10 protein-coding genes are annotated in these 10179 nt (G+C 68.9%); 8 read left to right on the forward strand and 2 right to left on the reverse strand.

Annotation, left to right across the window (positions count from 1 at the left end):
• Window positions 1–469: 469 nt before the first annotated feature.
• From AC5RV2_RS10465 to AC5RV2_RS10480, 4 genes are all read left to right on the forward strand, one after another.
• Window positions 470–1579: an FAD-dependent oxidoreductase gene (locus AC5RV2_RS10465; RefSeq protein WP_494092276.1), complete on the forward strand. Its 1110-nt coding sequence runs from the start codon at window positions 470–472 to the stop codon at window positions 1577–1579.
• Window positions 1580–1583: 4 nt separating this feature from the next.
• The gene (gene purU, locus AC5RV2_RS10470) at window positions 1584–2444 is read left to right on the forward strand and encodes a formyltetrahydrofolate deformylase (protein WP_494092277.1); all 861 of its coding nucleotides are present in this window, start codon (window positions 1584–1586) and stop codon (window positions 2442–2444) included.
• Between the two features lie 181 nt (window positions 2445–2625).
• The gene (locus AC5RV2_RS10475; RefSeq protein ID WP_494092278.1) at window positions 2626–3237 is read left to right on the forward strand and encodes a class I SAM-dependent methyltransferase; all 612 of its coding nucleotides are present in this window, start codon (window positions 2626–2628) and stop codon (window positions 3235–3237) included.
• Window positions 3238–3310: 73 nt separating this feature from the next.
• Complete coding sequence (locus tag AC5RV2_RS10480; RefSeq protein ID WP_494092279.1) at window positions 3311–3844, forward strand: gamma carbonic anhydrase family protein; 534 nt, start codon at window positions 3311–3313, stop codon at window positions 3842–3844.
• Between the two features lie 15 nt (window positions 3845–3859).
• Here the strand turns inward: AC5RV2_RS10480 and AC5RV2_RS10485 are convergent, their stop codons facing one another.
• Window positions 3860–4585: a hypothetical protein gene (locus tag AC5RV2_RS10485; RefSeq protein WP_494092280.1), complete on the reverse strand. Its 726-nt coding sequence runs from the start codon at window positions 4583–4585 to the stop codon at window positions 3860–3862.
• 147 nt (window positions 4586–4732) lie between these two features.
• Here AC5RV2_RS10485 and AC5RV2_RS10490 point away from each other — a divergent pair, with 147 nt between their 5' ends.
• The 4 genes from AC5RV2_RS10490 to AC5RV2_RS10505 all read left to right on the forward strand — a co-directional run bounded on the left by AC5RV2_RS10490 (window position 4733) and on the right by AC5RV2_RS10505 (window position 9261).
• Complete coding sequence (locus tag AC5RV2_RS10490; RefSeq protein ID WP_494092281.1) at window positions 4733–5953, forward strand: ROK family transcriptional regulator; 1221 nt, start codon at window positions 4733–4735, stop codon at window positions 5951–5953.
• A 146-nt stretch (window positions 5954–6099) separates the two neighbouring features.
• Complete coding sequence (locus AC5RV2_RS10495; protein WP_494092282.1) at window positions 6100–7380, forward strand: ABC transporter substrate-binding protein; 1281 nt, start codon at window positions 6100–6102, stop codon at window positions 7378–7380.
• 91 nt (window positions 7381–7471) lie between these two features.
• Window positions 7472–8377, forward strand: coding sequence for a carbohydrate ABC transporter permease (locus tag AC5RV2_RS10500; RefSeq protein WP_494092283.1), 906 nt, complete (start codon window positions 7472–7474; stop codon window positions 8375–8377).
• Window positions 8377–9261, forward strand: a complete 885-nt coding sequence (locus AC5RV2_RS10505) for a carbohydrate ABC transporter permease (protein WP_493978573.1) — start codon at window positions 8377–8379, stop codon at window positions 9259–9261. The genes AC5RV2_RS10500 and AC5RV2_RS10505 overlap by 1 nt, the downstream gene beginning before the upstream one ends.
• Window positions 9262–9332: 71 nt before the next feature.
• Here AC5RV2_RS10505 and AC5RV2_RS10510 read toward each other — a convergent pair whose 3' ends face one another.
• Window positions 9333–9935 carry a hypothetical protein gene (locus AC5RV2_RS10510; protein ID WP_494092284.1) on the reverse strand — a complete coding sequence of 201 codons (603 nt, stop codon included), beginning with the start codon at window positions 9933–9935 and terminating at the stop codon, window positions 9333–9335.
• Window positions 9936–10179 lie beyond the last annotated feature (244 nt).

Genomic DNA, 10179 nt, shown 5'->3' on the forward strand with positions numbered 1-10179 from the left:
CCCCGCCGGTCTCGCCGGTGCACCCGGCCAGGCCCGCCAGGAGCGCGGCGGCCAGCAGCACGCGCCCTGCACTACGGAGCGTTTTCTCCCGTTCCAGATGCGTCATGGCCCGGACCTTCCGTCGTCGCTGCTGCCACCCTAGACCCATCGGGATTGGCAGAAAACGTCTTGCGGCCATCGGAGGGATCCGGCACGCGACACTCTTCCCGCCGGCCCGCCACGCACTGCCGGGCACTTCGGAATACCCCGCCGGCCCGTCTGTCTCGCTCCGGCCTGCGATAGGGATCCCCGGCCACCGGGCCGCCACGCACTCTCGGGCCCGCCCCGCCACGCTCTCCCGCCGCCCGCCACGCTCTCCCCCGCCAGGCCGCCCGCCACGCTGTCCCCCGCCGCCCGGCACGGAATACCCTGCCGCCGGCCATCGTTGCACCGAACAGATGTTGAAGTGTCAACAAATCGGAGGGGTATCGTGACGGACCAGGCAATCGGCACCGGTCAACAGCCGCTGCAGACGGTGGTGATCGGCGCAGGCCAGGCCGGGTTGAGCGCCGCCTACCGGCTGGCCCGCCGCGGCTTGGTCCCCGACCAGGACTTCGTGGTCCTCGACGCCAACGACGGCCCGGGCGGCGCCTGGCGCCACCGCTGGCCCTCGCTGACCTTCGACGCGGCGCACGGCCTGCACGACCTTCCCGGCCTGCCCCTCGGGGTTCCGGACCCGCAGGAGCCGTCCTCCGCCGTCGTCCGCCGTTATTACGGCACCTACGAGCGGCGGTTCAATCTCCCGGTGCACCGCCCCGTGCGCGTGACCTCGGTGGACGACGACGGTGCCTTCCTGCGCGTGCGCAGCGCCACCGGCGGCGAGTGGCTGGCGCGGACCGTCATCAGCGGCACCGGCACCTGGGACAAGCCGCACTGGCCGCACTACCCGGGCCGGGAGATCTTCCGCGGCCGCCAGTTGCACACGCGGGACTTCTGGTCGGCGGACGAGTTCCGCGGGCAGCGGGTCCTGGTGGTCGGCGGCGGGACGTCCGCGCTGCAGTTCCTGCTCCAACTGGACGCCGCCGGCGCGGACACGCTCTGGTCCACCCGCCGCGACCCCGACTTCACTGCGGCCCCGTTCGACATGGAATGGGGTGTCGACGTGGAACGCAGGGTCAGCGAGCGCACGCGCGCGGGCCTGCCGACCCTGAGCGTGGTTGCCGCCACGGGGCTGCCGCTGACCGAGATGTACCGGAAGGGCATCGACGACGGCGTGCTCGTCTCACGCGGCAAGCTGGCCCGCATCTCTGAGCACGGCGTCGAATTCGCCGACGGCTCGGCCGAAGATGTAGACGTCATCCTCTGGGCCACCGGATTCCGGCCGTCGCTGGACCACCTGGCGCCGCTGCGGCTGCGTGAATCGGGCGGCGGGATCCGGATGGGCGACGACGGCGTCTCGGTGGTGAAGGAGCCGCGGCTGTTCCTGGTCGGATACGGCGCATCGGCGTCTACGGTCGGGGCCACCCGCGCCGGCCGGGCGGCCGCCGTGGCCGCTGGCAGGTACCTTGCCGCAGAAGCCGAAGCCCAGCCGGTACCCTAGATGCGTGATTGAAGCTCCCGCCGCCACCGCCTACACCCTGATCCTTTCCTGCCCGGACCGCCCCGGCATCGTGCATGCCGTTGCCGGCGCCCTGGCCGGGGCCGGCGGAAACATCACCGACTCGCAGCAGTACGGCAGCCCGCAGTCCGGCCGGTTCTTCATGCGCGTGGCTGTTGCCACCGACCTGTCCTACACCGAACTCCACGACCGGCTGCAGCCGGTCGCGCAGGAGTTCGGCATGGACTGGAAGCTGCGCCGCGACGGCGTGAAGATGCGCACGCTGCTGATGGCGTCCAAGTCGGCGCACTGCCTGAACCACCTGCTGTTCCTGCAGCGTTCCGGCACGTTGCCGATCGAGATTCCCGCCATCGTCTCCAACCACCAGGACCTGGCCGAGCTCGCCGCGTTCTACGGCATCCCCTTCCACCACATTCCCGTCAGCCCGGACACCAAGCCGCAGGCCGAGCAGGTCCTGCGGGATCTGGCCGCGCAACACGACGTGGAACTGGTGGTGCTGGCCCGCTACATGCAGGTGCTCAGCAACGAACTCTGCACCGAACTGGCCGGCAAGGCGATCAACATCCACCATTCGTTCCTGCCCAGCTTCAAGGGTGCCAGGCCGTACCACCAGGCGCACGCCCGCGGCGTGAAGCTGATCGGCGCCACGGCGCACTACGTCACCGGGGACCTGGACGAGGGCCCGATCATCGACCAGGAAGTCATTCCGGTCCGGCACGCGCACACCGCCGAGCAGTTCGTGGCGCTGGGCCGCGACGGTGAGGCGCGCACCCTGGCCCGGGCCGTGCAGTGGCACGCCGAACACCGGGTGCTCCTCGACGGCACCCGCACCGTCGTCTTCAACTAGTTCGACGGGGGCGTCGTCGCGGGGCGTCGGCTCGCGAGCGTCCGATCGTCCCCGTCGTCGAGGCGCCGGGCGTCGTCGCGCCTGGGTGGCGGCGGCGTCGCGTCGGGGCCGGCTCAGTGGTCCATTACGACGGCGGTGTCCGCCCCTGTGCCCGGCCCGGCGCAGGGCGTACTCTCGTCGGATGGGCAACCATGAGCCTGAACTGAAGGCGTTCTACGACCGGCAGGCGCCCGAGCGCGACCGGCGCTGGAGGGATCCCCGCAGGGACGCAGCCCGGCAGGAATTCATTGCCTCCCTGGTCGCAGCCCGGCGGCACAGCGTGTTGGAGGTCGGCTGCGGCACCGGCACGGACGGGCTCGCGTTCAAGGCCGCGGGAATCCATTACACCGGCGTCGATCTGTCCGAGCAGAACGTCCGGCTGGCCCGGGCCAAGCACCTGGAGGCGGTGGTCGGCTCGGCCCGGGAGTTGCCGTTTGCCGGGGGAACGTTCTCGGCCGGCTGGACCATGAGCACGCTGCTGCACATCCCCGACCAGGACCTGCCGGATGTTCTCGCCGAGACCATGCGGGTGCTGGTCTCGGGCGCTCCGCTGGCGGTCGGGCTCTGGTCCGGCGACGACGAGGAGGGCATCGTTGCCGCCGACGACTTCGAACCGCGCCGCTTCTACAGCCGCCGCAGCGACGCAACCGTCCGGCGGCTCTTCGGCGAGCACGGCCTCATCTCGGGTTTCACCACCTGGGAGCGGCCGGAGTTCGGCCGGCACTACCAGTTCTTCATCCTGACCAAGCCGTGACCGGCCGGCTCCGATGGGCGGAAGGTCCGTCACGAAGCTCCTGCGGCGGGCCCGGTGTCGCTAGGCTGATGGGATGGCCCACATCATCACCATCTCCGGCATGCTGCCGGCCGTCGATCCGTCCGCCTTCGTCGCCCCCACCGCGACGCTCAGCGGCGACGTGGCGCTGGCAGCCGACTCCAGCGCCTTCTACGGCGTCAGCGTCCGCGGCGACACCGCTCCCATCCGCGTCGGCGAGCGCAGCAACCTGCAGGACAACGTGGTCCTGCACGCGGACCCCGGTTTCCCCTGCACCGTCGGCGCCGGCGTCAGCGTCGGCCACGCCGCCGTGATTCACGGCTGCACGGTCGAGGAAAACTGCCTGATCGGCATGAGCGCCACGGTCATGAACGGCGCAGTGGTCGGTGAGGGTTCGCTGGTGGCAGCCGGCGCCGTCGTGCTGGAGGGCACGCAGATTCCGCCGCGTTCGCTCGTCGCGGGTGTCCCGGCCAAGGTCCGCCGCGAACTGAGCGAGGACGAGTACCAGTCAGTGCTGGACAACGCCGCCCGCTACGTGGAAATCGCCGCCGTGCACCGCGACGCGATCGACGACGCCGCGGAGGCGTAGCCGCCGAGAGCCCGGTCAGGCCGTGGATTGCTGCAGGTGCCTGGCCGGATCAAGGGTCTCAAAGGCGGCCGTGCCGATCATGAACGTACCGCGCTGCGGGACCCAGAAGCCGCCCAGCCTGGCCTGCTCAGGAAGCGGTCCCGGCGGCCCGAAGTCCGTTGCCCCCAACCGTGCACTGCTTTGGTCGATGAACCACAGCCGGCGCGGGGCGGCGCGGAACCGCTGCCGGTTGGGCGCGGTCCCCGCCAGCCGCATCCGCCCCAGCCGCAGCGCGGGGCCTGCCATGACGCCCATGGCCGCCAGGAAGGGCCCACTCTGCCACAGCCGGTCCGGCGTCTTCGCCGTCATTCCGGACATGAGCCGGGTCACCGGGGTGTCCGAGACGGTTGCGTCCCAGGAGAAGTCGATGTCCGGGATGGAAACGGTGAAATCGCGCGGTCCGGTCCATTCGACCGCGATGGCGTGCACCGAAGTATGCCGGAGTCCGCTGCCGAAATACCGGGGACAGGATTTTTCCGCCGGCGCCGTGGTGAAGATGCTCCAATTTTCGGCGGGGTCGCGCAGCCACACCGAGGTGTAACCGGGGCCGACCGAGGTGACCGGAAACCGCCGCAGCCCCAGCACGTGGCCGGAGGAGAACGTCAGGCCCGACACGACGTAACCGACGAACCGTTCGTCGTCGCCGGCGGGAAGCCGTGCGTTGCGTTCCAGATCGTTGACAATGAGCCTGAGGTCTTCCATGTCATTCGCCTCCGCGCGTTGCGCCCAGTCTACGCTCACGAATGGTTGGCCCTGATCCGTGGCAAGGCCCGGCCGCCCAGGGTGCCGCGACGGGCCAGTTGCGTTAACTTCTTGACTCCAAGGCGGCGCTGCCGCACGCTTTTCTGTATGCGAGCCGATCAGCCGTCCACCCTCGAGGCCCCGCAGCCTCCGGTGCCGCGCGCACCCCAGCTCCGGCCGGGGTCCCAAAGCGCCCTGCGGCGGCGGAACAGCCAACGGGTCCTGCAGGCGCTGATGTCCCGCGGCCCGCTCACCCAGGCCGAACTGTCCCGGCAAACGGGGCTGTCCACCGCCACGGTCTCCAACATCGTCAAAGCGATGGCCGACGACGGACTGGTCAGCACCGCGCCCACCACGAGTTCCGGCCGCCGCGCCCTGTCGGTCCTGCTCGATGGCCGTGGCGCGGTTGCCGTCGGAGTGGATTTCGGCCGCCGGCACGTGCACGTTGTGCTGGTCAGCCTCGACCACCAGGTGCTCGCCGAAGGCGCCGTCGAATTGCCGCTCGGCCACGGGGCGGAGCAGGGCATCGACACCGCCGCCCGGCTGGCGCAGCGGCTGCTGGATGAAAACTCCGTCTCCCCCCGTGCGGTGATCGGCGTGGGCGCGGGCATACCGGGCCCGATCGACCGGAGGACCGGCACCGTGATCCACGGTGCCATCCTGCCCGAATGGGTGGGCATCAATCTGCTGGCCCGGCTGCGGGACAGGTTCGGCACGGACGTCTTCGTGGACAACGACGCAAATTTGGGCGCGCTCGCCCAGGTTAGTTGGGGCCCCTACCAGCACGCGCAGAACCTGGTCTTCCTGAAGATCGGCTCCGGGATCGGGGCCGGCCTGGTCCTCAGCGGCAAGCTCTATTACGGCCATGTCGGCGTCACGGGCGAGGTCGGCCATGCCACTGTCGCCGAACACGGCATCATCTGCCGGTGCGGCAACCGCGGGTGCCTGGAGACGGTGGCCTCCACCTCCACCATGATCGATCTGCTCAGCCGCGGCCGCGGCGAGCCCATCGGAACCGAGGACATCGTCCGGATCGCGCTGGAGGGCGACCCGGCCGTCCTGCGCGTGATCGATGATGCCGGCGTGGCGGTGGGACGCGCCCTCGCCAACGTCTGCAACCTGCTCAATCCCGAGGTCATCGTGGTCGGCGGTTCGCTGACGGGCCTCGGCAACATCCTGCTGGACCCGATACGGCGCGGGCTGCTCCGCCATGCAGTCCCGGTCGTCGGGGAATCCACGGAGTTGGCGATGTCCACCCTGGGCAGCCGGGCCGAGGCGTTGGGCGCCGCGACGCTGGTGCTGCAGCAGGCCGAACTCCCCGTCGCCTAAGCACGGACAGGCTCCTCCTGGGACCGTCTTTGCGTTCAACTCTTGACGACAAGGCGTGTGACGGAGTTAACTTCGGTACTAAGCCACACATCCGTGTGCGGGTCTGCCGACCCCGTGGCCATGACTGCTGATTGATGGAGGCGTTTATGCGACGCAAATCTTTACTCGCCGGCGTTGCGGCCGCGGGTTTGCTCCTGTCCGCATGCGGCGGCGGAAGCGCGGTGGACGAAGCCAACCCTGAGGAAGCGTCGGGGTCGGTAGGAGTCTTCACCTGGTGGGCGGACGGTTCCGAGAAGGTCGGGCTGGATGCGCTGGTGGAAATCTTCACCGAACAGTATCCGGAGCTGAAGTTCGACAACCTTGCCGTCGCCGGCGGCGCCGGCAGCCAGGCCAAGAGCGTGCTGGCGGCCAACCTGAAGTCGGGCAATCCGCCGGACTCGTTCCAGGCGCATGCCGGAGCCGAGCTGCAGGACTACATCGCAGCCGACCAGCTCGAGGACCTCACCTCCTTCTACGAGGACGCGCAGCTCAACGAGGCGTTCCCCCAGGACCTGCTCGACCGGCTGACCGTCGAGGGCAAGATCTACTCCGTGCCGTCGAATATCCACCGGGCCAACGTGGTGTGGGCCAACGTGGACGTGCTGGAGGAAGCCGGCCTGGATCCGAACAGCCCGCCGGCCGACCTCGACGCCTGGTTCGCGGACATGGACAAGATCAAGGAGGCGGGGAAGACCCCGCTGGCCGTGGCCGGCACCTGGACCCAGGTCCAGCTGTTCGAGAACATCCTGCTCGCCACCCTCGGCGCCGAGGGCTACAACGGGCTCTGGGACGGCACCACCGACTGGTCCGGCCCGGACGTGACCGAAGCCATCGAGAACTACAAGAAGACCCTCGGCTACACCAACTCCGACCGCGACACCCTCAGCGACTGGGGTCCGGCCACCCAGCTGGTGGAGGACGGCGCCGCCGCCTACAACGTGATGGGTGACTGGGCCGAAGCCAAGTTCGCGCAGGACGGCAAGAAGCCCGGTGAGGACTACGTTTACTTCCCCACCCCGGGCACCGACGGCGTCTTCGACTTCCTGGCCGACTCGTTCACGCTGCCCAAGGGTGCTCCCAACCCGGCCGGCTCCGAGGCCTGGCTGACCACCATCTCCAGCGTCGAGGGCCAGCAGGCATTCAACGCGGCGAAGGGCTCCATCCCGGCCCGCACCGACGTGCCGTCCGAGGAGTTCGGCGAATACCAGCAGAGCGCCATCGAGGACTTCTCGTCCGACACCATCGTGTCCTCGCTGGCCCACGGTGCCGCCGTCCCGGTGGCCTGGCTGAACGAACTGAGCACCGCCGTCAGCAAGTTCGGCGGCCCGCAGGACGTGGCTGCCCTGCAGGAATCCTTGGCGTCCATCGCCGAGAAGTTCATGCAGTAAGCCGGGACGCCCCGGAAGGGGGGGCGCGGCACGCCACCGCGCCCGCCCTTCCATGTCACACCGGCGTGTACGGCGGCACTAGGAGAAGTCCATGTTCAAGAAAGTGAAGACCTGGGGACCGGGGCTGGCCCTGATCGCCCCTACCCTCATCCTGCTGGCGGTCTTCGTCTACGCGTTGATCGCGGAAAACGTCCGCATCTCGATGACCAACCAGCACACGGCCCGGCCGTCGTCGGAATTCGTCGGCCTGGAGAACTACCTCCGGCTGTTCGGGGACGCAGATTTCCAGCACGCACTGCGCAACCTGCTCCTGCTGACGGTGGTGTTCCTGGCGGGCACGCTGATCTTCGGCTTCCTCTGGGCCTGGATCCTGGAGCGGCCCGGGGCCGGCGAGGGGCTGTTCCGCTCGGTCTACCTCTTCCCGATGGCGGTGTCCTTCATCGCCTCGGGCGTGGTCTGGCGCTGGCTGCTCTCAAGCCTGCAGACCAACGAGCCCGGCGGTGACCGTGCCACCGGGCTGAACCGGCTGCTGGACAGCACGGGGCTCGGCTTCCTGCAGAACAGCTGGTGGTCCGATCCCAACTGGGGCATTGCCGCCATCGCCGTGCCGGCCATCTGGCAGCTCTCCGGCTACGTGATGGCCCTGTTCCTGGCCGGATTCCGCGGCATCCCGGAAGAACTGCGCGAAGCGGCGCGGATCGACGGCTGCAGCGAGTGGAAGCTCTACCGTCACGTGATCTTTCCGCAGCTGAGCCCGGTGATGCTCTCGGCCGTCATCATCATCGGCCACATGTCCTTGAAGCTGTTCGACCTGATCCGGGCGATCGTTCCCGACGCCAATACCTACGACATCCAGGTCCCGGCCACCATGATGTGGGTCAAGTACATCGGCAGCGACTACGCCGACTCGGCCGCCATCGGCACCATCATGCTGGTGCTGGTCGCGCTGGTGGTCGTCCCGTACCTCGTCTACACCTCACGGCAGGAGAAGCGCTGATGGCCACCGCAACCGTGCCGCCGCCCGTCGAGGTTGCCCGGCCCCGGCCCGCGGCTCCCCGCACCGGCCGGCAGAAGATGAACCGCACGCTCAAGTACGCCATCCTGCTGGTGTTCGTGTTTGTGGTGCTGATTCCGGCCTACGTCCTGTTCATTACCAGTTTCAAGGGCCCGTCCGACGCCGATCCCTCCACCGCGTGGCTCTTCCCGACGACGTGGGAAACCGCGGGCTGGGCCAAGGCATGGGACACCCTGGGCCCGGCGTTGGGCCGCACCTTCGCCATGGTCATCCCCGCCTCGATCATCTCGGCCCTGCTCGGATCAATGAACGGCTTCGTGCTCTCCCGCTGGCGCTTCCCCTACGCCAACGTGGTCTTCACCCTCATCCTGTTCGGCATGTTCATCCCGTACCAGGCCGTGATGATCCCGCTGACCCAGCTGATGCAGGGTCTCGGGGTGCCCAACGGCATCCCCTCGCTGCTCGTGCTGCACATCGTCTACGGCCTGCCGATCTGCACGCTGATCTTCCGCAACTACTACGAATCCGTGCCGGCCGAGCTGATCGAAGCGGCGCGCATGGACGGAGCCGGGCTGCTGCGCACCTACGCCTCGGTGATCCTGCCGGTCTCCGCCCCGGGCTTCGTGGTGGTGCTCATCTGGCAGTTCACCTCCGCCTGGAACGACTACCTGTTCGCGGCGTTCTTCTCCTCCGGCTCCAACGGCCCGGTCACCATCGCGCTGAGCTTCCTGGCCGGCGGACAGCTGACCGACTACGCCGCGTCGATGGCCGGCGCCCTGATCGCCTCGCTGCCCACCCTGCTGGTCTACATCATCCTGGGCAAGTACTTCGTCGGCGGCCTCATGAGCGGTTCGGTCAAGGGCTGAGCGGCTCCCCCAACAACAAATGGCGCCTGCCTCCCCAGGGGAAGCAGGCGCCATTTGTTGTGTGAACCGGCCTAGATGTTGTGGCTGCCGCCCTCGGCGCGGCGGGGGTCGTCGGCAGTCCGCGTGCCGTCGTTGCGTACGTCGTCAGCAGTCCGGGCGCCGTCGTTGCGCACGTCATCGACGTGCCGGCCGCCGTCGTCGCGGTACCCCGCGGCGGTGTCTACCCCGCGGTCGGGGTCGGAGTCGCCGCGGTGGGCTCCGCCGTCGTGCTTGCGGTCTTTCCGGGAGTCCCGGTCCTTGGTGTTGACGTCCGGGTCCAGGTCATCGGCGCGGCGCAGCTTCTCGTCGCTCTCCTGCTGGATACCCTGGGCGTCCGCCTGCCGCTGGTCAGCAGCCTGGCGCAGGCGGTCGGCTTCAATCTTGGCACGCTCGGCTTCGACGTCCGCCCGCTGGGCCTCGGCCTGCGCCTGGGTGGCGTCCGCCTGGCGCTCCCGCGCCTCGACCGAGGACACCTGCGCGCCCTGCCGCAACTCCGCTGCCTCCCTGCGGTTCTCTTCCTGCTTCTCGAACTTCCGCTTGGTGTTCCGCTTCTGCGCAAAGAAGACAATGACTCCGATGATGATCAGGAGTACAACTATCGCGATGATGATTCCGACGATCATGCCTGTATCCATGGTGCGGGCTCCTCCTCGTTGTGGCGAAATTACTGAGCCTGCTTACTTTGTACCATCGATAGGTCCACATCGGTAGGGCAGGGACACGCGCGGGAGGGGTGGGACAAAGGGCAATCGGTGCCCATGGACGTCCCGGCCGCCGGCCGCCAAGATGGAGCCATGGCAGAACCGCCCCGGATCGTCACCCCGCCCTGCGCCCGGCCCGGCGCGCCGGATCCGCGCGCCGCCCCCGGCCGGACACTGC

The sequence above is a fragment of the Arthrobacter sp. Y3225116 genome (assembly GCF_059091245.1).